Below are 25,091 nucleotides of genomic sequence, written 5' to 3' on the forward strand. Positions count from 1 at the left end.
GGGCAAGGAGCAATGGTTCATGCATTCATTACTCACAAGTCGTAAGTATACCATATCCCGCAGGCAAAATCAATTGTCTTAAGACTCCATCCCGCTTTTTGCTATCGCTGACATCCCTATTTTATCAAACATACGTTCCTTTCGCAAGGGCTTTTTTATAAAACGGACTTAAGTTTTTACATCAAAAGCAATAACACCCTTTTCAAATTTATGCTTCTATTTTCCGGATGACATTCGCCATTTCGATCGCGCTCACTGCCGCATCCCAGCCTTTATTGCCTGCTTTCGTCCCGGCTCGCTCAATCGCCTGTTCAATCGTGTCGGTTGTCAGAATCCCGAAAATGACAGGTGTTTCTGTAGAAAGGCTTGCATGGGCGACTCCTTTTGCCGCTTCTGCACTTACATATTCAAAATGCGGGGTCGCGCCGCGGATCACCGCGCCAAGTGCCAATACGGCATCATATTTGTCCGTTTCTGCCATTTTTTTTGCCGCCAGCGGGATTTCAAACGCGCCCGGTACCCAGGCAAGATCAATTGCTTCTTCTTTAACGCCATGCCTTAATAATGCATCCTTTGCCCCGCTTACAAGCCTTGTTGTAATGAATTCATTAAAGCGGGCAGCAACCATGCCGATTTTTAAGCCGGTTCCAACCAGATTGCCTTCAAATACTTGTCCCATTTGATCTCCTCCTATATATGCAGCAAATGCCCCATTTTTTCCGCTTTCGTACGCAAATATCCTTCATTTTCACGGACAGGTGCGATTTCAACCGGCACTCTTTCCGCAATTCGGATACCGTAACGCGTTAATGCCTCCACTTTATCAGGATTGTTTGTTAAAAGCCGGACTTGTGTTGCCCCGAGATCTTTTAAAATTTGCGCAGCGATGCAGTAGTCGCGCATATCTGCCGGAAATCCAAGCCGTCGGTTGGCCTCCACTGTGTCCAATCCTTTTTCCTGCAGCCGGTAAGCTTTCAATTTATTCAGAAGCCCGATCCCCCGCCCTTCCTGCCGCATATAAACGAGGACACCGCGCCCTTCTTTTTCAATCCGCGCTAGGCTCCGGGCAAGCTGCGGGCCGCAGTCGCAACGGAGGGAACCGAAGCAATCACCGGTCAGGCATTCGGAATGGATCCTTGCCAGCACCGGCTCTTCGCTGTTGACTTCCCCTTTTATAAGGGCAACATGTTCTCCCCCTGACAGCAAATCTTTGTAGCCGGCAGCCCGGAACGTGCCGTAACGCGTCGGCAGCGTGATTTCCGCTTCTTTTTGAATCAGTTTCTCATGTTTTTTTCTGTACTCGATTAACGATTGGATCGTCACCAGTTTGATGCCAAATTTTTTGGCCATTTCCTCCAGTTGAGGGAGTCGTGCCATCGTGCCGTCTTCATTCATGATTTCGCATATCACGCCGGCCGGATTTGCGCCTGCCAGTTTTGCCAGGTCAACGGCTGCTTCCGTATGGCCGGACCGTTCCAGGACGCCGCCTGCTTTGGCCACTAACGGGAAAATATGCCCCGGCCGGTGAAAGTCTTCGGCTTTTACCGCGTCTTCTGCCAGGTGCCGGACCGTTTTGGCACGTTCAAATGCGCTGATGCCGGTCCGGGTGGCAGCATGGTCAATGCTCACGGTGAAGGCCGTTTCATGGCTGTCGGTATTTTGCCGTGCCATCGGGTAAAGATCGAGCTGCCGTGCTTTTTCCGCCGTAATCGGTGCACAGATGAGCCCGCGTCCTGCTTTGGCCATCAAATTGATCATTTCCGGTGTCGCTTTTTCCGCAAGGCCGATAAAATCACCTTCGTTTTCCCTATTTTCATCATCGACGGCAATCACGACTTTTCCGGCCTTTAAGTCTTCTACTGCTTCTTCAATGGTATGAAACAAGTTTTTCACCCCTTTGTTTACATAAAACCTTGGTCTTTTAAGAGCGCCATCATGCCGCTCTCTTTTTCCGCCCGTTCTCCGTTCCTGAACAGCCCTGCCATATACTTGGCCAAAATATCGCATTCAATATTCACGGCATCGCCAATCTTTTTTTCCGGCAATATCGTATGCTGCTGCGTATGCGGCACCAATGAAACGGTTAATTGCCCGTCCGCAGCCCCGAACACAGTCAGGGAGGTGCCGTCGAGTGCAACCGAGCCTTTTGGGATCAGAAAGGCGGACAGGGAGGAGGGAACAGAAATCGTGATATAAACGGCATTTTCCATCCTTTGTTTCAAACAGACCGTGCCCGTGCCATCAACATGCCCTGTGACAAAATGCCCGCCGAACCGCCCGCCTGCAGCCATTGCCCGTTCAAGGTTGACCTTGCTGCCGATGTTCAGCCCGGCCAATGCCGTGCTGAAAAATGTTTCAGGCATGACATCAGCCGTAAATGCATTTGGCGTATAGGATGTGACGGTTAAGCAAACACCGTTCACTGCAATGCTGTCGCCAAGCCGTACATCTTGGAGAACCGTCCTGGCCTGTACGGCAAGCTTAAGGGAGCGGGGGCCTCTTTCCACACGTTTCAATATGCCGATTTCTTCAATAATCCCTGTAAACATGCGCCGGCACCTCCTTTTGGACGGCAGCCGTGATTTTTAAATCAGGCCCGATCTGTTCCACTTTTTCAAACCGGAGCGGCAAAGCATCGGCCACCTTGCCAAACCCGTGTCCACCGAAAGGGGACGGCGCGTTTTTCCCGCCGATCACTTTCGGGGCAATGTAAAAAATATACTGCTGCACTGCGCCTTCTTTTAAAAATGAGCCGTTTACTGCCGCGCCGCCTTCGACGAGTAAAGTCATGATGCCTTTTTCCCCGAGCGCTGCTAACACGTCACGGATCAAGAGGCGGGCATGCGGCATGCGGACCACTTCGACATCAAGCTGCTTCAGACATTGTTCTTTTTCTTTTGGTGCATCGCTTCCGCAAAAAATAATGGTTGGCGCATCGCCGTTTAGCACTTTCGCTTCCGGCGGGATGCGCAAATGGGTGTCTAATACAATGCGAATAGGATTTTTCCCGGAATGGGGCAAACGTGTGGTGAGAAGGGGGTTATCATGGAGAACGGTTTGTATGCCGACAAGTATTGCATCATGCCTGCTTCTTAACCGGCGGGCATCACGCCTTGCTTCTTCACTTGTGATCCATTTGCTGTCACGGGTTTCAGATGCAATTTTTCCGTCTGCCGTCATGGCGGTTTTGACAGTGACAAACGGTGTTTTCGTTTGAATAAAGTGGAAAAAAGGGCGGTACAACTTTTCCGCTTGTTCCTTCAATATCCCGGTTTCCACTTTTACTCCGGCTTGCCTGAGCTTTTCTATTCCTTTGCCTGCGACAAGCGGATTGGGGTCCAATGCAGCGATATATACTGTTTTGATGCCTTTTTCAATTAAAAAATCTGCGCACGGCGGCGTCTTTCCGTAATGGGCACACGGCTCGAGCGTCACAAAAACTTCAGCACCCTCTGCAAGCGGCCCGGCCTGTTCCACCGCAAGCCTTTCCGCATGTTTTTCTCCCGCCTTTAAGTGGGCCGCCATCCCGGCGATCGTGCCGTTTTTCACGACGACACTTCCAACCGGGGGATTCGGGGAAGTCTGCCCGGCCACACTTTCGGCCAAATGGAGTGCAAGCTGCATATAATCTTCTTTTTGCAATCCTTTCATGCCTCCTGTATGCAATTTCCGCCAACATATACCCGTGAAAACAAAAAACCCGCACGAAGATGTGCGGGGCAAAACGGCATCATGAAATACACGTTCCAATGAAACGTTTGATCCTTCTCCCATCCAGACTGTCACTGTCGGCTTTGGAATTTCACCAAATCCACCGCATTCCGGAGAATACGGGTCACGGGCTTTGAGTTTCCTCATCACCGCCGGTCGGGAATTGCACCCTGCCCCGAAGGAAAATATTCGACTGATACCTATTTTAACGGATGATTTGAATTTTTTCAATACAATTTGAATATTCGTCCAAAAGTCCTGTTATACATTAAACCTGAAATGCATGACATCGCCGTCCTGGACAACGTAGTCTTTTCCTTCCAGGCGCACTTTTCCGGCTTCTCTTGCTGCTGCCACGCTGCCATATTTGATTAAATCTTCATACGACACCGTTTCAGCCCGGATAAACCCTTTTTCAAAATCGGAGTGAATAATGCCTGCGCATTGCGGGGCTTTCATGCCTTTTTTGAATGTCCACGCGCGGACTTCCGGTTCCCCAGCCGTAAAATAAGTCGCAAGGCCAAGCAGGCTGTAAGCAGCTTTAATCAGCTGGTCAAGTCCGGATTCCTGGATGCCGAGTTCGGTTAAAAACATCTTTTTCTCATCGTCATCCAGTTCGGCAATTTCTTCTTCAATGCGGGCACAGATGACAATCACTTCCGCGCCTTCCTGTTTGGCATATTCACGCACCTTCCCGACATACGGGTTTGCAGACGGATCCTGAATGTCATCTTCCCCGACATTGGCCACATACAAAACCGGCTTGCTTGTTAAAAGCTGGAACCCTTTGACGATTTTTTGCTGGTCTTCGGTCAGTTCCACCGCCCGTGCCGGTTTTTCCGCTTCAAAAGCCGCCTTTAATTTGGTCAGCACTTCATATTCGGCAACGGCTTCTTTATCCTTCTGTTTTGCGATTTTCTCTACACGCCCGATCCGCTTGTCCACCGTTTCAAGATCGGCCAGGATCAATTCAAGATTGATCGTTTCGATATCATCAATCGGATCGACTTTCCCGGAAACATGTGTAATGTTCTCGTCCTCAAAACAACGAACGACATGGCAGATTGCATCCACCTGGCGGATATGGGAAAGAAACTTATTCCCGAGCCCTTCCCCTTTGCTCGCGCCTTTGACGATCCCGGCAATATCAGTAAATTCAAAAGTGGTCGGGACCGTTTTTTTCGGATGGTACAGTTCTGTTAATTTTTCCAGCCGTTCGTCCGGCACTTCCACCATGCCGACATTCGGGTCAATTGTACAAAACGGATAGTTCGCAGATTCGGCCCCGGCTTTTGTAATCGCATTAAATAAAGTCGATTTTCCGACATTCGGCAAACCGACAATTCCGGCTGTTAACGCCATTTTATGTCCACTCCTTCAAACATTCTCGTATCTTTCAAGTTTTTCCCGGCTGTATCAAAAACCCCGGGGTGCTGCCGGATGCGCCCGGTTAACGACTTCGTTTGCCGGCCTTATTTTAACCGCACCCCGGCTCCCAAAAAAAGACACCCGTAAAAGGGCTATTGTTCTTCGTGCTTAACGAGGATTTTTTTCAGTTTGCGGGCAAATTCCCTGCGTGGCAGCAGCACGCTGTGTCCGCATCCTTCACATTTAATGCGGATATCCGCCCCCATCCGGATGATTTTCCAGCGGTTTGTGCCGCACGGATGCTGCTTTTTCATTTCCACAATATCATACAACCCGAAATTTTTATCTTCCATGTTCATCCCCCTTTAGAAATTGGCCGGCCAATGCCTCTTCTTTCTCAGTACGGGAATAAGTCACCATTTTCGGATAAGGTGCATGGATGCGATTTTCGTCCAATGCTTTTTTAATTTCTTTTTTCAGCACTCTCGCAATATACCAGTGTGCCATCGGGAGGGTTTCCGCTACCACCCTGAGTGTAACATCCGTGGTGCCGAGCTGCTGGACGCCCAACAGTTCAGGCTCTGACACGACCTCTTCGTGCTGTCCGGCAAATGACACCAGTATTTCCTGAATGGCCGCTTCCGCTTTGTCAATATCCTCTTCGTACGGAATACGGACATCTACAACGGCGACGCTGTTATGAATGGACAAATTGGTGACTTCGGAAATATTGCCGTTCGGAATGATGTATAATTCGCCGGTCCAGTTTTTGATTTTTGTTGTCCTGAGCCCGATTTCTTCCACAACGCCTTCGTATTTCCCGACCTGCACCGTATCACCGACCGAAAACTGGTCTTCAAAGATAATAAAGAATCCGGAAATAACGTCTTTTACAAGGCTTTGCGCCCCGAACCCGACAGCCAGCCCGACAATTCCGGCACCGGCCAGAAGCCCCTGGACATTGATGCCGAGAATGGACAAAATCGTGACAATGGCAACAAACCAGACGAGATAGGTCAGTGTGTTCACCATCAGCCGCAACAACGTGGCCTCGCGCCGCTCTGAAAACCGGAGAGGGGCTTTGGCACGGACTGCAAAAATTTTGCCAATCGCCTTTTTGCCGAATTTAATGACAAGCGATGCGACAAGCATCACCACAATGATCTTCAGCACTGTCTCCCCGATTCCGATCCATGTATCTTCATTTAACCACTTGGATGTGAGGTGTTTGAGATATGTCTCAAAATGGCCCATATTCCACCAACCTTCATTTCTTTTAACGTTATTGTAACAAAAAAACCGCGCTTGCTCGACAACCGGCTCCGCTTTTCAAAAATTACCTTTTTGATTGGCGGCTGAATCAAGTGTAAAACTGCCGGTTGCGGGTATCAAAAAAGAGATATGTTAAATGTATAGATTTTTTTGATTTTCCGTATACTGGTACTATTACAAAGAGGGAGTGGCTGATATGAATCTGAGAAAAGGACAATTGGAATTCAGCGGCAATCGTATCAAGGTATTTCATGATGATGTTCTGGCAAAAGAAATTATATCCAATCATATTTTATCAGCACTTCCGAAAAGTACAAACAGGGAATTGGTGGTGGTCTGCATCGGCACCGACCGTTCCACCGGGGACTCGCTCGGGCCTTTAACGGGCACTTTTTTGGAAGAAACAGGTCTGTCCTGCTTCAACGTATACGGAACGCTCGATAAGCCGGTTCATGCTTTAAACCTTGAAGAAAATATGGAAAGGATTTATCAAAAGCACCACGACCCCTTCGTCATTGCCGTCGATGCCTGCCTTGGAAAAATGAAGAGCGTCGGCATGATCCAAATCGGCGACGGTCCGGTGAAACCGGGGGCGGGTGTAAAGAAAGATTTGCCTCCTGTTGGCGACATCCACATTACAGGAATTGTGAACATCAGCGGTTTTATGGAGTTTACCGTCCTTCAGAATACCCGTTTAAATCTTGTTCTGAAAATGGCAAAACTAATCGCTGCAGGCATCAGCCGTGCCAATCTGCATCTTCAATATCAAAACGCCATGATTTCCATGAACAGCGGACAGGCGAAGGAGAAAATGATTTAAGTGATCCAGAAACAGCAACATTTTTGAAACCGTTTATCCGAAATTCCCCGGTGAACGCAAACTTCTATACCATAAAAATCGGAATCAGATGAATGAATAAGCCGGCAACCTGTATGGCCCGGGATCCGGCAAAAAGGATCCGCAACTTCAGTAAGTTTCTGCCGGTTCACATTCATACTTCAACCGATAAACAGGTGTTGCTTCATTCCTGTAAAATTCAGCCAAAAACCGTATGATAAGCATGTAACAGGCCGATGAGCACGGCAACCACCACGATGCCCGGCAATAAATTCGCCACCCTGATTTTGGCAAGCCCCGCAATATTTAAACCGATAGCAAAAATCATAATTCCGCCGGTTGCCGTCATTTCGGTAATAAACGAATGCAGCACCGGTGCTGGGACAAGCCGGTTAATTTGCGTGGCAAATAACGCAATGGCACCTTCATAAAGGATCACCGGAACAACCGAAAAAATCACCCCAAAACCGAGGGTTGAAGATAAGATCAGTGCTGTGAAACCATCCAGAACAGATTTCGTGTACAGTACCGTATGGTCGCCCCTGATTCCGCTGTCCAATGCTCCGAGAATGGCCATCGCGCCAATCACAAAAACGAGCGTTGCCGTCACAAAGGCTTCGGCCGTACTGCCCTGTCCGCTGTTTCCAAACTTTTTTTCCAGCCAGGCACCGAGCCCGTTCAAATGGGCTTCGAGCCGCAGCATTTCGCCGATGACTGCGCCAATCACAAGGCTTAATATTACGATAATATACTGTTCACTTTTCAGCCCCATTCCGAGCCCCAGCACCATCACCGCAAGCCCGATCGCCTGCATCACGGTGCCTTTCATTTGCTCCGGAATATGGTTTAACAGCCTTCCGATAAAAGAACCGACCACAATGCTCAGCCCGTTTACAATTGTCCCCAGCAATACCATCTTTTTCACCCGTTTTTATCTCTTTATCTTTGTATATCGTTACGGTTCCTGTTCAAAACCGGCATCCAGCAATTGTAAAATCCGCTCTAAATCTTCATTGGACATAAATTCAATTTCAATTTTTCCTTTTTTCTTTGTCCGCTTAATATGGACGGTTGTCCCAAACTTTTCGCGCAGAACCGTTTCGTGTTCCTGGATAAAAATATCTTTTTCCTGCTTGTCTTTCTTCGTTTCACGTGAAACATTCCGGTTCAGCTGCTGGACAAGCTTTTCCAGCTGGCGGACACTTAATCCTTCGGCAATAACCTTTTCCGCAATTTCCTCCATTTTTTCTTTCTTTTCCAGGCCAAGCAGCGTACGGCCGTGTCCCATCGAAAGTTTGCCTTTAGACATGGCCTCCTGGATGCTGACCGGCAAAGACAAAATACGGAGGTGATTGGCAATATAGGGCCGGCTTTTTCCGAGCCGTTTCGCCAGCTCGTCCTGTGTGACATTTAGTTTCTCAAGCAAAAACTGGTACGCATTGGCTTCTTCAATCGGCGTTAAATCTTCCCGCTGCAAGTTTTCGAGCACGGCAAATTCCATCATCTGCCGGTCGTTTAAATCGCGGACGACAACCGGCACCGTCGTAAGTTTTGCTTGTTTTGCGGCTCTGTATCTCCGTTCCCCGACAATGATTTCGTATCCTTTAATGCTCTTGCGCACAATAAGCGGCTGCAGGATGCCATGCTGGAGAATGGATTCTTTTAATTCATTAAGCGCTTCGGGTTCAAAATTCTTCCGCGGCTGATAAGGATTCGGGCGCAATTCTTTAATATTGACTTCCTGCACGGCATCTTCTTTGTCAACGTCCATATTGGCAAACAACGCGTTAATGCCTTTTCCAAGTCCTTTAGCCATTTGCCGCCACTTCCTTTGCTAAGTCTAAATACACTTCCGCACCGCGCGATTTCGGGTCGTAAAGAATAATCGGCTGTCCGTGGCTCGGTGCTTCGCTTAACCGGATATTGCGGGGGATAATGGTACGGTACACTTTGTCCCTGAAATATTTTTTCACTTCTTCAATGACTTGGAGTCCTAAGTTGGTACGGGCATCTAGCATCGTCAGCAGCACGCCGTCAATCATCAGATTGTGATTCAAATGCTTTTGGACAAGCCTGACCGTGCTGAGCAGCTGGCTTAACCCTTCCAAAGCGTAATATTCGCACTGGACGGGGATAATGACGGCATCCGACGCGGTTAGCGCATTTAACGTCAATAGGCCGAGAGAAGGAGGGCAGTCAATGATAATATAATCATAATCGTCTTTAATGGCGCTGATCGCCCGCTTTAACCTGACTTCCCTTGAAATGGTCGGAACCAGTTCAATCTCCGCTCCCGCCAGTTGAATCGTTGCCGGCACGGAATAAAGCCCGTCCACGGCCGTTGCCCTGATTACTTCCTTTATATTCGCATCTTCCACTAACACATCATAAATACACTGCTGAACTTCGCCTTTATCAATTCCGGCTCCGCTTGTTGCATTTCCCTGGGGGTCGGTATCGACAAGCAAAACCTTCTTCCCGATATATGCTAAGCAGGCACCCAAGTTGACAGAAGTGGTTGTTTTTCCTACGCCTCCTTTTTGATTGGCGATAGAAATCACTTTTCCCACGGTTGCCACCTACCTTTTTTTGTCACGCTCGTCACGGCCCGTCTGCAAATGGCTACTCATTTGCAAAACGGCAAACACGTAACTTTATTGTATCAAAGTTTGCAAGATTCGTTTACTGAAAACCGAAAAAAGGTTGTTTCAAGTTTTTTCGGCAGTCAAAAATCAGAAGGCGCGGCTTCCATGCCAAAGCTTGCGCCCATGCTAAAAAAGAACGCAGGACCACCGCCGAAACCAGGAAAAAGGGCTTTGTAAAGCTAAGGCAGGCAGCACAAACCTGGCAGTTTTATTTTATCGGAATAGGATAGGAAATGACCTGCACCTGAAAAAAAGAAACCTGTCATCCAAGTTTCTTTTATTAGGATTTCGCCTTTTTCGGGATCCGGATCGTAATTTGATAGTAGTCCTCGAAATCTTCTTCTTTTGAATCGAGATTGATCCCGGAATCGGTCACCATGGAAACAGACTGGCGGATCGTATTGACAGCAATGCGCATATCTTTGCTGAACGCCTGTCTGCGCGGCTTTGCTTTTTTTTCCGGCTTATTCATCATACGGGTAACATACTCTTCCGTTTGTTTCACATTTAAATTTTTTGCGAGTATCTCATTGAGGACGCGAACCTGTTTTTCTGCCTCTTTTAAAGGAATCAATGCCCGTGCATGGCGTTCCGTGATCTGTTTTTGCAAAAGGGCTTCCTGCACTTCCGAGGGCAATTTCAAAAGGCGCAGTTTATTTGCAACGGTTGATTGCCCTTTGCCAAGGCGCTGTGCCAGTGCTTCCTGGGTCAAATGGTGAAGCTCCAAAAGTTTTCCGTAAGCCATCGCTTCTTCAATCGGCGTCAGTTCTTCGCGTTGCAGGTTCTCAATTAAAGCAATCGAGGCTGTTTCTGTATCGCTCATATTTTTTATGATGGCAGGCACAGTATCCCAGCCCAGTTTCCGGACAGCCCGGAATCTTCTTTCCCCCGCAATGATTTCATACTGGCCTGCTTCGTATTCGCGGACAACGATTGGCTGGATGATGCCATGGGTGTGGATCGTTCTTGCAAGTTCATCTATTTTCTCTTCATTAAAAATGGTCCGTGGCTGAAACCGGTTCGGAATAATACAGGAGACGGAGATATTTTTAATCTCTTCATTTTCATTCTCTGCTTCCAGTTCTTCTTCTCCGATTTCTTCCTCCACTCCGAAAAAACGAGAGAAAGGATGCTTCATTCACTGTACACCACCTTATAAATTCTCCCTAACTACTTATTCTCTATTATAAGACAAGTTCCTGCCAAACTCCCGGCGATTTTTCGAACAATCTCCCTCATTTTAGCGCATCATCCCGATTTTCGGCACGGTAAAACGCCCGCCTTATTCAAGCGGGAGTTTTGCCGGGGTTCCCGGTTTGCGCGGGTATTTTTTCGGCGTTTCCTTTACCTTTTTGACGACAATGAGGTTTCTTTCACTTTCTTCAACCGGCAAGGTAAAGTTGTATACGTTCTCCGTTTTTCCGCCGAGGAGACGGATCGCTTTTTCCGCTTTTTCGAGCTCTTCTTTGGCATGCTGGGCTTTCATCGCGATAAATCTGCCACCGGGTTTCACAAGCGGCAGGCACAGTTCGGAGAGGACGGACATTCTGGCGACCGCCCTTGCCGTGACCACATCGTATTGTTCGCGGTGTTCCGGTTTTTTGGCAAAAGTTTCAGCCCTGTCGTGAAAAAGAGAAACTTCTTTTAAGCCGAGCGCTTCTGTTAAATGCCCGAGAAACGTAATCCGTTTTTGCAATGAATCGACAATCGAAAGCCTTAGTTCCGGAAAACAGATTTTTAACGGGATGCCCGGAAAGCCTGCGCCGGCGCCGACATCGCAAACGTGCAGCGGGCCGTTAAAATCGGTAAAAAAGGCGGCTGTCAGCGAATCATAAAAATGTTTGAGATACACTTCCCCTTTTTCCGTAATCGCCGTTAAATTCATTTTGTTGTTCCAGTCAACAAGCCATTTATAATACGTTTCAAACTGCTGCTTTTGTTCCTCGCTTAAGGGAATGCCTTTTTCAGCCAATAATGGAATGAATTGTCCGCTGTCCATTTTTCCATCCTTTCGGTTGATATGTAAAAAAAGGGAGAAGCCGGAAAAACCCGGGCTTCATGCCTTATCCAGGGATTTTTGCAATTTTCCCCTGTTCAATGTAGACAAGTAAAATTGAAATATCAGCCGGATTTACGCCGGAAATGCGTGATGCCTGGGCAATCGAGATCGGGCGCACTTTGTTTAATTTTTGGCGCGCTTCCGTTGCCAGCCCGTGGATCGCATCATAATCAATATCAGACGGGATTTTTTTGTCTTCCAGCTTTTTCATCCGCTCAACTTGCTGCAATGATTTTGCGATATAGCCTTCATATTTGATCTGGATTTCCACCTGTTCTTCCACTTCAGGCGAAAGTTCCGTTGCAGGCGGCACAAGCGCTTTGATATGTTCATACCGCATTTCCGGCCGTTTTAGGAGATCAGCGGCGTGGATGCCGTCTTTCAGTTCGCTTCCTCCCGCTTCCCGGATCAGTGTCTGTGTTTTTTCATCCGGTTTTAGAATGACGGATTTCAAACGCTTGATTTCTGCTTCAATCGCCTGTTTTTTCGCCGTAAATTTCCGGTAACGTTCTTCGGAAATCAACCCGATTTGATAGCCGATTTCAGTCAGCCTGAGATCCGCATTGTCATGACGCAACAGCAGGCGATATTCAGCACGGGAGGTTAAAAGGCGGTACGGTTCGCGCGTTCCTTTTGTGACCAGGTCATCAATTAAAACACCGATATAAGCATCGGAACGGCCGAGGACAAGTTCTTCTTTCCCCAGTGCTCTTTGCGCTGCGTTGATGCCGGCAATAATCCCCTGTCCGGCTGCTTCTTCGTAACCGGACGTCCCGTTGATTTGGCCGGCTGTATAAAGGTTCTTCACTTTTTTCGTTTCGAGTGTCGGCCACAACTGCGTCGGCGTGATCGCATCATATTCGATTGCATAACCGGGGCGCATCATTTTTGCATGCTCCAGCCCTTCAATGGAGGCCAAAATTTCTCTTTGCACTTCTTCCGGCATGCTTGTTGAAAGCCCTTGTACATACACTTCTTCCGTGTGGCGGCCTTCCGGTTCCAGGAAGAGTTGGTGGCGGGGCTTGTCATGGAAGCGGACGACTTTGTCTTCAATCGATGGGCAATAACGCGGCCCGGTGCCTTTAATCATGCCGGAAAACATCGGCGCGCGGCCGAGATTGGCGTCAATAATGGCATGGGTACGTTCATTGGTGTAAGTCAGCCAGCAAGGAAGCTGGTCCGTGATCATCTTCATCGTTTCATAACTGAATGCCCGCGGTTCCAGATCGCCCGGCTGGATTTCCGTTTTGCTGTAATCGATCGTTTTGCCGTTTACGCGCGGTGGCGTCCCGGTTTTAAAGCGGACGAGGTCAAAGCCGAGTTCTTCCAGTTTTTCAGCGAGGGCAATGGAAGGCTGCTGGTTATTCGGGCCGCTTGAATATTTCAGTTCCCCGATAATAATTTCGCCGCGCAGGAACGTGCCGGTCGTCAGCACAACCGTTTTGGCTGTATATTTTGCGCCGGTTTTTGTAACAACGCCTTTGCAGACACCGTCTTCAAGTACAAGTGCTTCGACCATCCCTTGCAAAAGCGTCAAATTTTCCTGGTTTTCGATGGTTTTTTTCATTTCACGCTGGTATTCGACTTTATCCGCCTGGGCCCTGAGCGCCTGAACGGCCGGCCCTTTTCCGGTATTGAGCATCCGCATTTGAATATAGGTTTTATCGATATTCCTGCCCATTTCACCACCGAGTGCATCGATTTCGCGGACGACGATCCCTTTTGCCGGACCGCCGATCGACGGGTTGCACGGCATGTAGGCAATCATATCAAGGTTAATCGTGATCATTAACGTTTTGGCACCGATTCTTGCGGCGGCCAGGCCTGCTTCACAACCGGCATGCCCGGCGCCGACTACAATGACATCATAGTCTCCTGCATCGTATTGCCGCATGCTTATCACTCCTTTATTTTATAAAATCAACGGGCAAACGCCCTCCGCTTTTCTTTGTCTAGCTGCGGCTCCTAGCGGCGTACGGATTTTTACGTCTTCTCCTTTCGATAAGCGGGCATCGATTCGCCTACCGGCTCATCGTGTTTCCTTTATCTCGGTCGAAGACTACAAAATCCGTACGCCGCTATACAGTCGCCTCCGCTTTTCTATTTCCCGAGGCAGAATTGGGAGAAGAGTTGGTTCAGTAAGCTTTCCTGGACGGTGTCGCCGATGATTTCGCCGAGCAGGTCCCATGTCCGGGTCAGGTCGATTTGGATGATATCAATCGGGGTGTTGGATTGAATGCCGTTTTGCACATCTTGAATGGCTTCCAATGCCTGGTTCAAAAGCGCAATATGGCGGCTGTTTGATACATATGTCAGGTCGCCTGTTTCCATCTGCCCTTCAAAATACATCGCAGCAATCGCATCTTCCAATTTTTCCATGCCTTCCTCTGTTACAAGCGACGTGGTAAGGATTTTCGCGCCTTGTGCAAGTTCGCGGACGCTTTCCATCTCCACTTGATGCGGCAGGTCCCACTTATTTAAGATGACAATCACATCCATGCCTTCCACCGCTTCAAACAATGCCTCATCTTCCGGGCTGAGCGGCTCGGATGAGTTGATAACAAGCAAAATCAAATCCGCTTCCTTGAGCGCTTTCCGCGAACGTTCCACACCAATTCGTTCCACGATATCTTCTGTTTCGCGGATGCCTGCGGTGTCAATCAGGCGCAGCGGCACACCGCGGACATTGACGTATTCTTCGATCACATCGCGTGTCGTGCCGGGAATATCGGTGACAATTGCCTTATTTTCCTGGACAAGGCTGTTTAACAATGATGATTTTCCAACATTCGGGCGGCCGATAATAGCCGTTGACAACCCTTCCCGCAAAATTTTTCCCTGGTGCGCTGTCCGCAACAGTTTTTCGATTTCATTTTTGATGTACTGTGCTTTCTCTTCCAGCATGCGGTGCGTCATCTCTTCAACATCGTCGTATTCCGGATAATCAATATTGACTTCGATATGCGCGACGACTTCCAATATTTCCTGGCGCAACTTTTTGACCAGTTTCGACAATCTGCCTTCCATCTGGCCGATCGCCACGTTCATCGCTTTATCCGTTTTGGCGCGGATTAAATCCATGACTGCTTCCGCCTGTGAGAGATCAATGCGTCCGTTCAAAAACGCCCGTTTTGTAAACTCGCCCGGCTCAGCAAGGCGCGCACCGTTGTTTAAAACGAGCTGCAATACCCGGTTTACAACGACAAGCCCGCCATGGCAGTTGATTTCCACGACATCTTCGCGCGTGAACGTTTTCGGCGCTTTCATCACGCTTACCATCGCTTCCTCAACGGTTTCTCCAGTGTCCGGGTCGACAATTTTCCCATAATGGATCGTGTGCGAAGGGACATCCGCCAGTTTTTTTCCGCCGACACCTGCAAATAATCGGTTCGCAATTGCAATCGCATTTTCACCGCTTAGCCGGACAATCGAAATCGCTCCCTCTCCCATCGGCGTCGAGATCGCCGCAATTGTATCCATTTCCATTTTTTCACCCCGCTTCCTTTTTTGGTCATTTATATAAAAGATTGGCACTCTGTTTTCTTTTTTTTCACCTAACGTAATAGAATACCAAATTTTTTCGCAAATACAAGCGATATGTTCTTTTCCACAATCCACAAAAAGCCGATAACTCCATTTTAACTTATCCACATGTGAATAACAACGGCAGAAAAAGCTGATTACTCCAGGTTGTGGATATGCTGGTTTTTTTCAACCGGCAAAAAAGCTTTCCGTCCAGAGAGTGCGGCTAAAAAAAAGCCTCCCCCGGTTTCCCGGAAGGAGGCCGTTCAACGCTTTGCCAAATCAATGACAACATAACGTTTTGGTTCATTTCCTTCTGAATAGGTGATGACCTGTTTATGATGAGCGAGCGCACTGTGGATGATTTTTCTTTCATAGGATGGCATTGGCTCGAGCTTTACCGGCCGTCCGGTGCGCAAAACCTGGGCAGAAAGCCTTTCCGCAAGCCGGGTTAGCGCCTCTTCCCGCCTTTTCCGGTAATCGCCGATATTGAGCATCACTCTTTCATAATGCGGATAATACCGGTTCGCTGCCAGCTGCGTGAGAAACTGCAAAGCGTTTAATGTTTGTCCCCTTTTTCCGATCAGCAGTGGAAGATTTTCGCCTGTCACGTTAATATGCAATGTCCGGTCATGTTCTTCGAATTGAAGGCCGGGGGAAACCCCCATTTTTTCGATAATATTGCGCAAATATGAGAGCACTTGCTCAACCGGCGTCTCTTTCAGCCGGACATGGACCACTGCCGGTTTCGCGCCGAGCAGACCGAATATGCCTTTTTTGCCTTCATCAAGAATCTCAATCTCCACATTTTCTTTTTCCGTTTCAAGCTCGCGAAGGGCCTGGTTGACAGCATCTTCTACATTTTTCCCTGTTGAAGTCGTTTCCTTCATTTTTTCGTCCCCCTGGCTTTCGCGTTTTGGACAGGCATACTTGCAGTAGGACTTTTAATGAAATACGACTGGACAATCATGAAGATGTTCCCGACAATCCAGTACAGCGGCAGCGCGGACGGGAGCCCCACGCCGATTACAATAATCATAATGGGCATAAACCAAAGCATCATGTTCATTTGCATTTTCATTTGCGGATTTGCATCATAATTTCCCCCGGACATCATCACTTTTTGCTGGAGAAAGGTGGTGATCCCGGCAATCACAGCAAGCACATAATCCACGGATCCGAGATCAAACCAAAGAAAAGCGGATTCGCGGATAGCCGGCGTCCGGTTGATGGCATGGTAAAATCCGATTAAAATCGGCATTTGAATTAAAATCGGCAGGCATCCTGCGGCAGGATTGATATGGTACTCCTGATACAATTTCATCATTTCCTGCTGGAGTTTTTGCCGTGTTACCGCATCTTTTGAGGCATATTTTTCCTGCAGTTTTTTGATTTCAGGCTGGAGTGCCTGCATGGCTTTCGCACTTTTTAACTGGGTGATATTCAGCGGCAAAATGGCAAGGCGGATGATAATCGTAATCAAAATAATGGATAGCCCATAGCTGCCCCCCAGAAATTGGGCTGCCTTTATAATCAGCCAGGATAAGGGATATACAATATACTGGTTCCAGATTCCTTTGCTTTCCGGTGTGATATCCTGATTAAATTCCGTACAGCCGGCCATCACGGCGGCAAGGGCAAGTACCATTCCTGCCAGAAAAAACTTTTTTCCCAATCGTTTGTCCTCCCCTGTGTGAGATTTCAGCAAAAAACGCTTACTTTTTTAGATGATCCAAAGCAGCCGGATGCTGCCACACGCCCTGGCACTTCTTTCTTTTATTCTAACTTTTTTTAAGGACATGGGCTATTTTCAGGACATGGATTAAGCTCTTCTTGACTTCATGGTAATTCATCTCGGCCGCCGGTTTTCTGGCGATAATAATATAATCATATCCGGGCGGGATGTCTTCTTTCAACTCTAAAAACACTTGCCGGATATATCTTTTGATTTGATTTCTTTTGACGGCATTCCCCAGCTTCTTGCTGACGGAAAGCCCGATTCTGAAATGTTTTCGGTTTTCCTTTTCCAGCACGTATACAACAAACTGGCGGTTTGCGAACGACTTCCCGTGCTTGAAAACCTCCTGAAATTCTGTATTTTTTTTTATCCGATAAGATTTTCTCATATATACTCCTTCTGACCTGCCAACAGTGATGCAGTGAAAAAGCGGTGACCCCGAAACCGCCTTTTTTGTTAAAAAAAACCACTGAGACTTTTCAGTGGTTATGCGGATAATACTTTTCTTCCTTTGCGGCGCCGTCTTGCCAATACTTTGCGGCCGTTTTTTGTACTCATGCGCGCACGGAAGCCGTGGACTTTGCTTCTTTTTCTTTTATTAGGCTGATAAGTTCTTTTCATGTATGACACCTCCTCGAGGGAATTCGTTCGAATGATAAACGACAGTCTATATCATTATAATGACGAACTTTCCTGCTTGTCAAGGCTCTTCAAAACTTCTCACGTACCAGACTTTCATTTTCCCGCAGAAATAACGAGCCGTTTTTCCGGTTCCGCTTCCTTGCTTTTCCGGTCAAAACGGCTCGGGTTTCCGAAAAGAACGGGACATGATGATCACCCTTTGTCATCAGCCGCCATTTTTCCACATATCCGGTATGTGGATAATTTTTCGGTGAATTTTTAACTGTCCACAACAATTATTGACAAGTTTCACACAAATTCAGAGCGTGTGGATAATGTTTTTTCACACCTTTTGCGAATTGTGGATAATTTACAAAGATCATTGCAACACCTAAGATTATCTGTTATGATTATTGTGTTTTAACCCTGAATAACCGGTTGTGCATAACTTGTTCATCCACAGTTTGTGGATAACTTGTGGACAGTTTATCCAGACCAATGGAGTAAAGTTGTCCACAATTGGTGGATGCTGTCGAAAAACCGTATTTATTCCTTATTATATATTTTTCCACTATACAAACATATGCATGTTTATAAATGGCCGTAACCTTCGCCGAAACATTGTTACACAGACAGAGAGAATGGTTATTTTTCGTTTGATAAAAAGGAGGGATTGGCGTTGGAAAATATCGCTGATCTTTGGGAAAAAGCATTGTCCGTGATTGAAAAAAAGATCAGTAAACCCAGCTTTGACACCTGGCTGAAATCGACGAAGGCATACTCGCTCAAAAACGATACGTTTGTCATTTCCGTGCCGAATGAATTTGCCAGGGATTGGCTGGAGGGCCATTATATTCCGCTCATCACAACGGTCTTGTACGACATAACCGGAGAAGAGCTTGAAATTAAATTCGTTATTCCGCAACAGCAGGACAGTGATGAACCGGAACTGTTCCCGTCCCCGAAAAAATCAGCGGAAAAATTGAATGATACCCGCGACTATCAGAGTATGTTGATTCCAAAGTATACATTCGATACCTTTGTCATTGGTTCCGGTAACCGTTTTGCACACGCTGCTTCCCTTGCCGTTGCCGAAGCGCCGGCAAAAGCCTATAACCCGTTGTTCATATACGGCGGGGTGGGCCTTGGAAAAACGCATTTAATGCATGCGATCGGCCACTATGTACTAGAGCATAATCCAAAAGCCAAAGTGGTGTATTTGTCTTCTGAAAAATTCACGAATGAATTCATCAATTCCATCCGGGACAATAAAGGAGGCGAATTCCGGAACAAATACCGGAATGTGGATATCCTTCTGATAGATGATATTCAGTTTCTCGCCGGAAAAGAATCCACGCAGGAAGAATTTTTCCATACATTTAATGCGCTGCATGAGGAGAGCAAGCAAATCGTCATTTCAAGCGACCGGCCCCCGAAAGAAATCCCGACGCTTGAAGAAAGGCTGCGTTCGCGGTTTGAGTGGGGATTAATCACAGACATCACACCGCCTGACCTTGAGACGCGCATCGCCATTTTGCGAAAAAAGGCGAAAGCGGACGGTTTGGATATTCCGAACGAAGTGATGCTTTACATCGCGAATCAAATTGACACGAACATCCGTGAACTGGAAGGCGCATTGATCCGTGTTGTCGCCTATTCTTCGCTGATCAATAAGGATATCAATGCCGACCTTGCCGCAGAAGCACTGAAAGATATCATCCCAAGCGCCAAGCCAAAAACGATTACGATCGAGGACATTCAAAAAGTTGTCGGGGAAGAATACCATGTGAAAATGGAAGATTTTAAAGCGAAAAAGCGCACGAAATCCGTTGCATTTCCGCGCCAGATTGCCATGTATTTATCAAGGGAACTGACGGATTTTTCGCTGCCGAAAATCGGGGAGGAGTTCGGCGGGAGAGATCATACAACCGTGATCCATGCCCATGAGAAAATTGCCAATTTGATTCAAACGGATGCGCAATTTCAAAAGAAAATTGAAGAACTGCAAAATTTGCTGAAAAATGGGTAGCCCACGGTTCAAAAAGCGGGCTAGAGCATATTGTGCATAACAACGGATAATGTATGAACAGTCTGTCCACATGTGGATAGACTGTATTTCATTGCACCGGCAACGTTATCCACATGTTCACAACCCCTATTACTAGTACTACTGTTTTTTAAAAAAAGATTAAGTATAAGTATATGCGTCACACGATGGAGGAATAACCATGAAATTTTCTATTTTGCGGAACCGCCTAATCGAAAGTGTCCAAGATGTGTCAAAAGCCATTACGTCCAGAACCACGATTCCGATTTTAACCGGCATTAAAATTACTGCTTCAGAAGAAGGCATTACTTTTACGGGCAGTGATTCCGATATTTCCATTGAGTCATTTGTGCCAAAAGAAGAAGACGGGGATGAAATGGCTGTGATTCAGCAAACAGGCGGCATTGTGCTGCAAGCAAAGATTTTCGGGGAACTGGTCAAAAAGCTGCCGATGGATATTGTAGAGATAGAGGTTGTCAATCAATTCCAGACCATCATTCGCTCAGGCAAATCGAACTTTAATTTAAACGGGCTTAATGTGGAAGAGTACCCGCATTTGCCGCAAATTACGGAAGACAAAGTGATCCGGATTCCGGCAGATATTTTAAAAAATCTGATCCGGCAAACGGTATTTGCCGTTTCCACCGCGGAAACCCGCCCGATCTTGACAGGTGTAAACTGGAGCATTAAAGGCAACAGGCTGAACTGTATTGCAACAGACAGCCACCGCCTGGCGCAAAGGACAGCGGAAATCGAAACGGCCGCAGATGCCGAGTATAATATTGTAATTCCGGGGAAAAGTTTAAATGAGTTGAATAAAATTTTGCCGGATTCGAATGAACCGGTGGGAATTGTCATAACGGATAATCAGGTTTTATTTAAAGCAAAGCATTTATTGTTTTTCTCGCGTCTGCTGGAAGGAAATTACCCGGATACATCACGGCTGATCCCGACAGATGGAAAAACGGAAATCGTTGTGAATACAAAAGAGTTTCTGCAAGCCATTGACAGGGCATCGTTACTCGCAAAAGAGGGGCAAAACGCAAATGTCGTGAAACTTTCATCCGTTACGGATATCCCGGGCACGATTGAAATCACATCCAATTCGCCGGAAATCGGGAAAGTGACGGACAGGGTAAACTGTAAATCCATTGAAGGGGAAGAATTAAAAATCTCGTTTAGTTCCAAATATATGATGGACGCGTTAAGAGCGCTGGAAGGAACGGAAATCACCATCCGTTTTACCGGCGCGATGAGGCCTTTTATCATCCGGCCGGTGCATGATGATACGACACTGCAGCTGATTTTGCCGGTAAGGACGTACTGATGAAAATTGCCTGTTGAAAAACAGGCTTTTTTCATCTCCGCTGCATGCGGAAAACTGCGGGCGGCAACGGGAATTCCTTGGTATGCTTTGTGTTTCTGCCTGATTTTTAGTAAAATAATATGTTAGTGAGTACATGAAAAGAGTGAAGAAATGGCAAAAAATGTAAAAATCTCAACAGATACCATTACGCTTGGCCAATTTTTAAAATTAGCGGATATCATTCAAAGCGGCGGAATGGCAAAATGGTTTTTAACCGAACATGAAGTGCTCGTCAATGGAGAACCGGAGCAAAGAAGAGGGCGGAAACTGAAAGAGGCGGACCGGGTTGAAATTGGCGGAATCGGTATGTTTCAAATTATCCGCGGTTGACCGGCGCTTTTTCCGCATAAAGGATGTTGGCATATGTACCTGCAGGAACTGGAACTTCACAATTACCGCAACTATGAAACATTAACCATTCCGTTTGAAAACAAAGTCAATGTGATCCTCGGGGAAAACGCCCAGGGAAAAACCAACCTGATGGAAGCCATTTATGTTTTGGCACTGGCGAAATCCCACCGGACGTCAAATGATAAAGAACTCATCCGCTGGGACGCAGAATATGCTAAAATAAAAGGGAGACTTCACAAAACGCATGGTACTGTCCCCCTTGAACTGACCATCTCCAAAAAAGGCAAAAAAGCAAAGTACAATCATATTGAGCAAAAAAAACTAAGCCGGTATATCGGCAATATGAATGTGGTCATGTTTGCGCCCGAAGACTTGAATCTCGTAAAGGGGAGCCCGCAGGTCAGGCGGCGCTTTATCGATATGGAGATCGGGCAAATTTCGCCGGTTTACCTGTATGATATGAGCCGGTTCCAAAAAATATTGCAGCAGCGGAACCACTATTTGAAGCAGCTGCAGATGAAAAAACAGACAGACCGGACGATGCTCGATATTTTAACCGAACAGCTAATTGAACAAGCCGCTAAAATTGTCATGCGGCGGTTTGAATTTGTGCGGATGCTCGAAGAATGGGCCCGCCCGATCCATCATTCGATTTCCCGCGGTCTTGAACAACTTGAGATCCAATATAAACCCTCTGTGAATGTATCAGAAGAGCTCGATTGGTCAAAAATGATAAAATCATACGAAAATAAATTTGCCGAAATAAGGGAGCGGGAAATTGACAGGGGCGTTACGATGGCCGGTCCGCACCGCGATGATTTAGTCTTTGCAGTAAACGGCAGGGATGTTCACACATTCGGATCACAGGGGCAGCAGCGGACAGCCGCATTATCTGTTAAATTGGCCGAAATTGAACTGATTTATTCGGAAATCCGGGAATATCCGATCCTGCTGCTGGATGACGTGTTATCGGAGCTGGATGACTACCGCCAGTCCCATCTGCTGAACGCGATACAGGGAAGGGTGCAGACTTTTGTGACAACGACAAGCGTGGATGGGGTGGATCATCAAACTTTACGGGAAGCATCCATGTATACAGTGAAGGCAGGACAAATTGTCAGGTGAGGTGTGCCTATGTATCTCCATCTCGCGGAAGATGTCATGATCCGAAGCGATGATATTATCGCCATTATGGACGAGAGATCGCTCAACAGCTCCATAATCAACGAAGCCTATTTGCAGGCTTTAGAAAAAGCCACGGTCAATTTGGCAAAGGGCAGTTTTAAATCAGCCGTGATTACCCAAAATGCGGTCTATTTATCGCCTTTTTCCCCAGGCATTCTGTTCAAACGGGCAATCGGTCTTTTTCCGGCGGGGTTTTTAACCGAACATTTTACCGGAAAACCGGTTTAACATAAGAGAATGTTGCTTACTCAACCGGTGCTTGCTTGTAACACCCGTTACAGGTTGAACCGGCTTTATGCAAGGCGTGTTTTTTGGCACGTCTGTTTCCGGCTAACCGCAAAAACGGCGGGTACAGCCTGCCGGGATAACCGGAGGGTGCTCCAGTATCCGCAGGAATCCCGCAGGTTCAATTTAAGAGAGTGCAGGTGGTATAATTGGAACAAGAACAATTACAGAAGCAGTCTTATGGTGCCGAGCAAATCCAGGTTCTTGAAGGGCTGGAAGCGGTGCGCAAACGTCCGGGGATGTATATTGGCTCGACAAGTGCGAGAGGTCTTCACCATCTTGTCTGGGAAATTGTCGACAACAGCATTGACGAGGCACTGGCCGGTTTTTGCGATGAAATCAATGTTTTTATTGAAAAAGACAACAGCATTACCGTGAAGGACAACGGACGCGGCATCCCGGTCGGCATCCAGGAAAAAGTGGGCAGGCCTGCCGTTGAAGTCATCATGACCATTTTGCACGCCGGCGGGAAATTTGGCGGTGGCGGATATAAGGTGTCCGGCGGTCTGCACGGGGTTGGTGCGTCTGTTGTGAATGCCCTGTCTACAGAGCTCGATGTCTATGTCCACCGCGACGGGCATATTTACTACCAAAAATACCGCCGCGGCAAACCTGCCTTTGACTTAAAAATCATTGGCGAAACGGATCGTACCGGCACAACGACTCACTTCAAGCCGGATCCGGAAATTTTTACGGAAACGACCGAGTTCGACTTTGATATTCTTACAACCCGGCTCCGTGAACTTGCCTTTTTAAATAAAGGGATCAAAATCACCATTGAGGACAAACGCGAAAAAAATCCGCGCAAACAAGAATACCATTACGAAGGCGGGATCAAATCGTACGTGGAGCATTTGAACCGCTCGAAAGAAGTGCTCCATAAGGAACCGATTTATGTAGAAGGCGAAAAAGACGGCATAACCGTTGAAGTATCCCTTCAATACAATGACGGGTTTGCCAGCAATATCTATTCTTTTGCCAATAATATTCACACCTACGAAGGCGGCACACATGAGTCCGGTTTTAAAACGGCTTTAACGCGCGTCATCAATGATTATGCCCGGAAAAACAATCTGATCAAAGAAAATGAAGCCAATTTAACGGGCGAAGATGTCCGGGAAGGCCTCACTGCGATTGTTTCCATCAAACACCCGGATCCGCAGTTTGAAGGACAAACGAAAACGAAGCTTGGAAATACAGAAGCAAGAACGATTACAGATGCGGTATTTTCCGAGACGTTTGAGAAGTTTATGATGGAAAATCCTCAAGTGGCGCGGAAAATTGTCGAAAAAGGGCTGATGGCTGCCCGGGCAAGGTTGGCTGCGAAAAAAGCGCGCGAACTGACACGGAGAAAAAGCGCGCTCGAATCGACAAGCCTACCGGGCAAACTTGCAGACTGCACATCACGCGACCCGGCTGAGAGCGAGCTCTACATTGTCGAAGGAGACTCGGCCGGCGGTTCTGCCAAGCAGGGAAGGGACCGGATGTTTCAGGCGATCCTGCCTTTAAGAGGGAAAATTTTAAACGTAGAGAAAGCGCGTTTGGATAAAATTTTGTCAAATGCGGAAATCCGGACCATTATTACCGCGCTTGGCACAGGTGTCGGAGAAGATTTTGACATCTCGAAGGCGCGTTATCATAAAGTCGTGATTATGACGGATGCGGATGTCGACGGTGCCCATATCCGCACGTTATTATTAACGTTTTTCTACCGCTATATGCGTCCATTAATCGATGCAGGCTATATCTATATCGCCCAGCCGCCGCTTTATAAAGTGCAGCAGGGAAAAAGGGTCGAATATGTATACAGCGACCGCGGTCTTGAGGAATTGCTTAATACGCTACCCGCCCAGCCGAAGCCCGCTATCCAGCGTTATAAAGGTCTCGGCGAAATGAACCCGGAACAGCTTTGGGAGACGACGATGGAACCTGCCAACCGGACGATGCTGCAAGTGAGCCTTGACGATGCGATTGAAGCGGACGGCACATTTGAAATGCTGATGGGCGATAAAGTGGAACCGCGGCGGAATTTTATCGAAGAAAATGCCATTTACGTGAAAAACCTGGACATTTAAAGAAAAGG

General features: G+C 47.3%; 25 protein-coding genes and 1 riboswitch. Of the genes, 7 read left to right on the forward strand and 18 right to left on the reverse strand.

Annotation, left to right across the window (positions count from 1 at the left end; all coding sequences use genetic code 11):
- Nucleotides 1-208 precede the first annotated feature (208 nt).
- The 7 genes from ribH to NSS95_RS16505 all read right to left on the reverse strand — a co-directional run bounded on the left by ribH (nt 209) and on the right by NSS95_RS16505 (nt 6,333).
- Nucleotides 209-679 carry a 6,7-dimethyl-8-ribityllumazine synthase gene (ribH, locus tag NSS95_RS16475; RefSeq protein WP_071452204.1) on the reverse strand — a complete coding sequence of 157 codons (471 nt, stop codon included), beginning with the start codon at nt 677-679 and terminating at the stop codon, nt 209-211.
- 11 nt (nt 680-690) lie between these two features.
- Entirely contained in the window at nt 691-1,884 is a 1,194-nt protein-coding gene (locus NSS95_RS16480; RefSeq protein WP_071452205.1) for a bifunctional 3,4-dihydroxy-2-butanone-4-phosphate synthase/GTP cyclohydrolase II, read from the reverse strand.
- A 17-nt stretch (nt 1,885-1,901) separates the two neighbouring features.
- On the reverse strand, nt 1,902-2,549 hold the full coding sequence (locus NSS95_RS16485; protein WP_014096618.1) for a riboflavin synthase: 648 nt from the start codon (nt 2,547-2,549) through the stop codon (nt 1,902-1,904).
- Nucleotides 2,530-3,642, reverse strand: coding sequence for a bifunctional diaminohydroxyphosphoribosylaminopyrimidine deaminase/5-amino-6-(5-phosphoribosylamino)uracil reductase RibD (ribD, locus tag NSS95_RS16490; RefSeq protein ID WP_179234842.1), 1,113 nt, complete (start codon nt 3,640-3,642; stop codon nt 2,530-2,532). Before ribD ends, NSS95_RS16485 begins: the two co-directional genes overlap by 20 nt.
- 116 nt (nt 3,643-3,758) lie before the next feature.
- Nucleotides 3,759-3,898, reverse strand: a riboswitch (FMN riboswitch).
- A gap of 74 nt (nt 3,899-3,972) precedes the next feature.
- On the reverse strand, nt 3,973-5,073 hold the full coding sequence (ychF, locus tag NSS95_RS16495) for a redox-regulated ATPase YchF (RefSeq protein WP_014096616.1): 1,101 nt from the start codon (nt 5,071-5,073) through the stop codon (nt 3,973-3,975).
- A 158-nt stretch (nt 5,074-5,231) separates the two neighbouring features.
- Complete coding sequence (locus tag NSS95_RS16500; RefSeq protein WP_026683515.1) at nt 5,232-5,432, reverse strand: DUF951 domain-containing protein; 201 nt, start codon at nt 5,430-5,432, stop codon at nt 5,232-5,234.
- Complete coding sequence (locus NSS95_RS16505) at nt 5,422-6,333, reverse strand: mechanosensitive ion channel family protein (protein WP_061086643.1); 912 nt, start codon at nt 6,331-6,333, stop codon at nt 5,422-5,424. The genes NSS95_RS16500 and NSS95_RS16505 overlap by 11 nt, the downstream gene beginning before the upstream one ends.
- A gap of 214 nt (nt 6,334-6,547) precedes the next feature.
- Between NSS95_RS16505 and yyaC the strand changes: the two genes are divergently transcribed.
- A complete protein-coding gene (gene yyaC, locus NSS95_RS16510) occupies nt 6,548-7,171 on the forward strand; it encodes a spore protease YyaC (RefSeq protein ID WP_017550665.1) in 624 nt (207 codons plus the stop codon).
- A 217-nt stretch (nt 7,172-7,388) separates the two neighbouring features.
- On the opposite strand, the gene NSS95_RS16515 is transcribed toward yyaC, so the two are convergent.
- From NSS95_RS16515 to rpmH, 11 genes are all read right to left on the reverse strand, one after another.
- Nucleotides 7,389-8,105 carry a DUF554 domain-containing protein gene (locus NSS95_RS16515; RefSeq protein ID WP_026104532.1) on the reverse strand — a complete coding sequence of 239 codons (717 nt, stop codon included), beginning with the start codon at nt 8,103-8,105 and terminating at the stop codon, nt 7,389-7,391.
- Between the two features lie 39 nt (nt 8,106-8,144).
- On the reverse strand, nt 8,145-9,005 hold the full coding sequence (locus tag NSS95_RS16520) for a ParB/RepB/Spo0J family partition protein (RefSeq protein WP_035183075.1): 861 nt from the start codon (nt 9,003-9,005) through the stop codon (nt 8,145-8,147).
- The gene (locus NSS95_RS16525) at nt 8,998-9,759 is read right to left on the reverse strand and encodes a ParA family protein (protein WP_017550668.1); all 762 of its coding nucleotides are present in this window, start codon (nt 9,757-9,759) and stop codon (nt 8,998-9,000) included. Before NSS95_RS16525 ends, NSS95_RS16520 begins: the two co-directional genes overlap by 8 nt.
- Nucleotides 9,760-10,114: 355 nt before the next feature.
- A complete protein-coding gene (gene noc, locus NSS95_RS16530) occupies nt 10,115-10,972 on the reverse strand; it encodes a nucleoid occlusion protein (RefSeq protein ID WP_017550670.1) in 858 nt (285 codons plus the stop codon).
- 144 nt (nt 10,973-11,116) lie between these two features.
- On the reverse strand, nt 11,117-11,833 hold the full coding sequence (gene rsmG, locus NSS95_RS16535) for a 16S rRNA (guanine(527)-N(7))-methyltransferase RsmG (protein ID WP_260832179.1): 717 nt from the start codon (nt 11,831-11,833) through the stop codon (nt 11,117-11,119).
- A gap of 64 nt (nt 11,834-11,897) precedes the next feature.
- Nucleotides 11,898-13,787 (reverse strand): tRNA uridine-5-carboxymethylaminomethyl(34) synthesis enzyme MnmG, encoded by a 1,890-nt coding sequence (gene mnmG / locus NSS95_RS16540; protein ID WP_035188771.1) that lies wholly within the window; start codon nt 13,785-13,787, stop codon nt 11,898-11,900.
- 206 nt (nt 13,788-13,993) lie between these two features.
- Nucleotides 13,994-15,379 carry a tRNA uridine-5-carboxymethylaminomethyl(34) synthesis GTPase MnmE gene (mnmE, locus tag NSS95_RS16545; protein WP_026683509.1) on the reverse strand — a complete coding sequence of 462 codons (1,386 nt, stop codon included), beginning with the start codon at nt 15,377-15,379 and terminating at the stop codon, nt 13,994-13,996.
- Between the two features lie 302 nt (nt 15,380-15,681).
- The gene (gene jag / locus NSS95_RS16550) at nt 15,682-16,305 is read right to left on the reverse strand and encodes an RNA-binding cell elongation regulator Jag/EloR (RefSeq protein WP_014096606.1); all 624 of its coding nucleotides are present in this window, start codon (nt 16,303-16,305) and stop codon (nt 15,682-15,684) included.
- A complete protein-coding gene (gene yidC / locus NSS95_RS16555) occupies nt 16,302-17,090 on the reverse strand; it encodes a membrane protein insertase YidC (protein WP_014096605.1) in 789 nt (262 codons plus the stop codon). The genes jag and yidC overlap by 4 nt, the downstream gene beginning before the upstream one ends.
- Nucleotides 17,091-17,196: 106 nt before the next feature.
- Nucleotides 17,197-17,541, reverse strand: coding sequence for a ribonuclease P protein component (gene rnpA, locus NSS95_RS16560; RefSeq protein WP_014096604.1), 345 nt, complete (start codon nt 17,539-17,541; stop codon nt 17,197-17,199).
- A 98-nt stretch (nt 17,542-17,639) separates the two neighbouring features.
- Nucleotides 17,640-17,774, reverse strand: coding sequence for a 50S ribosomal protein L34 (gene rpmH, locus NSS95_RS16565; protein WP_003397591.1), 135 nt, complete (start codon nt 17,772-17,774; stop codon nt 17,640-17,642).
- Between the two features lie 679 nt (nt 17,775-18,453).
- On the opposite strand from rpmH, the gene dnaA reads away from it, so the two are divergent.
- From dnaA to gyrB, 6 genes are all read left to right on the forward strand, one after another.
- Nucleotides 18,454-19,803, forward strand: a complete 1,350-nt coding sequence (gene dnaA / locus NSS95_RS16570; RefSeq protein WP_014096603.1) for a chromosomal replication initiator protein DnaA — start codon at nt 18,454-18,456, stop codon at nt 19,801-19,803.
- A 199-nt stretch (nt 19,804-20,002) separates the two neighbouring features.
- The gene (gene dnaN, locus NSS95_RS16575) at nt 20,003-21,148 is read left to right on the forward strand and encodes a DNA polymerase III subunit beta (protein WP_061565612.1); all 1,146 of its coding nucleotides are present in this window, start codon (nt 20,003-20,005) and stop codon (nt 21,146-21,148) included.
- A 150-nt stretch (nt 21,149-21,298) separates the two neighbouring features.
- Nucleotides 21,299-21,517 (forward strand): S4 domain-containing protein YaaA, encoded by a 219-nt coding sequence (gene yaaA / locus NSS95_RS16580; protein ID WP_017552554.1) that lies wholly within the window; start codon nt 21,299-21,301, stop codon nt 21,515-21,517.
- 33 nt (nt 21,518-21,550) lie between these two features.
- Entirely contained in the window at nt 21,551-22,663 is a 1,113-nt protein-coding gene (recF, locus tag NSS95_RS16585) for a DNA replication/repair protein RecF (RefSeq protein ID WP_061565611.1), read from the forward strand.
- Between the two features lie 9 nt (nt 22,664-22,672).
- A complete protein-coding gene (gene remB, locus NSS95_RS16590; RefSeq protein ID WP_061565610.1) occupies nt 22,673-22,951 on the forward strand; it encodes an extracellular matrix regulator RemB in 279 nt (92 codons plus the stop codon).
- 206 nt (nt 22,952-23,157) lie between these two features.
- Nucleotides 23,158-25,083 carry a DNA topoisomerase (ATP-hydrolyzing) subunit B gene (gene gyrB, locus NSS95_RS16595; protein ID WP_340714032.1) on the forward strand — a complete coding sequence of 642 codons (1,926 nt, stop codon included), beginning with the start codon at nt 23,158-23,160 and terminating at the stop codon, nt 25,081-25,083.
- Nucleotides 25,084-25,091: the final 8 nt, after the last annotated feature.

It is taken from the genome of Weizmannia sp. FSL K6-3076 (genome assembly GCF_038007245.1).
GTDB classification, from domain to species: Bacteria; Bacillota; Bacilli; order Bacillales; family Bacillaceae_C; genus Weizmannia; species Weizmannia faecalis.

Excerpts from the sequence above, each read along its gene's own strand:
- ribH (WP_071452204.1), bottom strand. The coding sequence starts at position 679 with ATGGGACAAGTATTTGAAGGCAATCTGGTTGGAACCGGCTTAAAAATC.
- NSS95_RS16485 (WP_014096618.1), bottom strand. The coding sequence starts at position 2,549 with ATGTTTACAGGGATTATTGAAGAAATCGGCATATTGAAACGTGTGGAA.
- ychF (WP_014096616.1), bottom strand. The coding sequence starts at position 5,073 with ATGGCGTTAACAGCCGGAATTGTCGGTTTGCCGAATGTCGGAAAATCG.
- NSS95_RS16500 (WP_026683515.1), bottom strand. The coding sequence starts at position 5,432 with ATGGAAGATAAAAATTTCGGGTTGTATGATATTGTGGAAATGAAAAAG.
- NSS95_RS16505 (WP_061086643.1), bottom strand. The coding sequence starts at position 6,333 with ATGGGCCATTTTGAGACATATCTCAAACACCTCACATCCAAGTGGTTA.
- yyaC (WP_017550665.1), top strand. The coding sequence starts at position 6,548 with ATGAATCTGAGAAAAGGACAATTGGAATTCAGCGGCAATCGTATCAAG.
- NSS95_RS16515 (WP_026104532.1), bottom strand. The coding sequence starts at position 8,105 with ATGGTATTGCTGGGGACAATTGTAAACGGGCTGAGCATTGTGGTCGGT.
- NSS95_RS16520 (WP_035183075.1), bottom strand. The coding sequence starts at position 9,005 with ATGGCTAAAGGACTTGGAAAAGGCATTAACGCGTTGTTTGCCAATATG.
- noc (WP_017550670.1), bottom strand. The coding sequence starts at position 10,972 with ATGAAGCATCCTTTCTCTCGTTTTTTCGGAGTGGAGGAAGAAATCGGA.
- rsmG (WP_260832179.1), bottom strand. The coding sequence starts at position 11,833 with ATGGACAGCGGACAATTCATTCCATTATTGGCTGAAAAAGGCATTCCC.
- mnmG (WP_035188771.1), bottom strand. The coding sequence starts at position 13,787 with ATGCGGCAATACGATGCAGGAGACTATGATGTCATTGTAGTCGGCGCC.
- mnmE (WP_026683509.1), bottom strand. The coding sequence starts at position 15,379 with ATGGAAATGGATACAATTGCGGCGATCTCGACGCCGATGGGAGAGGGA.
- jag (WP_014096606.1), bottom strand. The coding sequence starts at position 16,305 with ATGAAGGAAACGACTTCAACAGGGAAAAATGTAGAAGATGCTGTCAAC.
- rnpA (WP_014096604.1), bottom strand. The coding sequence starts at position 17,541 with ATGAGAAAATCTTATCGGATAAAAAAAAATACAGAATTTCAGGAGGTT.
- rpmH (WP_003397591.1), bottom strand. The coding sequence starts at position 17,774 with ATGAAAAGAACTTATCAGCCTAATAAAAGAAAAAGAAGCAAAGTCCAC.
- dnaN (WP_061565612.1), top strand. The coding sequence starts at position 20,003 with ATGAAATTTTCTATTTTGCGGAACCGCCTAATCGAAAGTGTCCAAGAT.
- yaaA (WP_017552554.1), top strand. The coding sequence starts at position 21,299 with ATGGCAAAAAATGTAAAAATCTCAACAGATACCATTACGCTTGGCCAA.
- recF (WP_061565611.1), top strand. The coding sequence starts at position 21,551 with ATGTACCTGCAGGAACTGGAACTTCACAATTACCGCAACTATGAAACA.
- remB (WP_061565610.1), top strand. The coding sequence starts at position 22,673 with ATGTATCTCCATCTCGCGGAAGATGTCATGATCCGAAGCGATGATATT.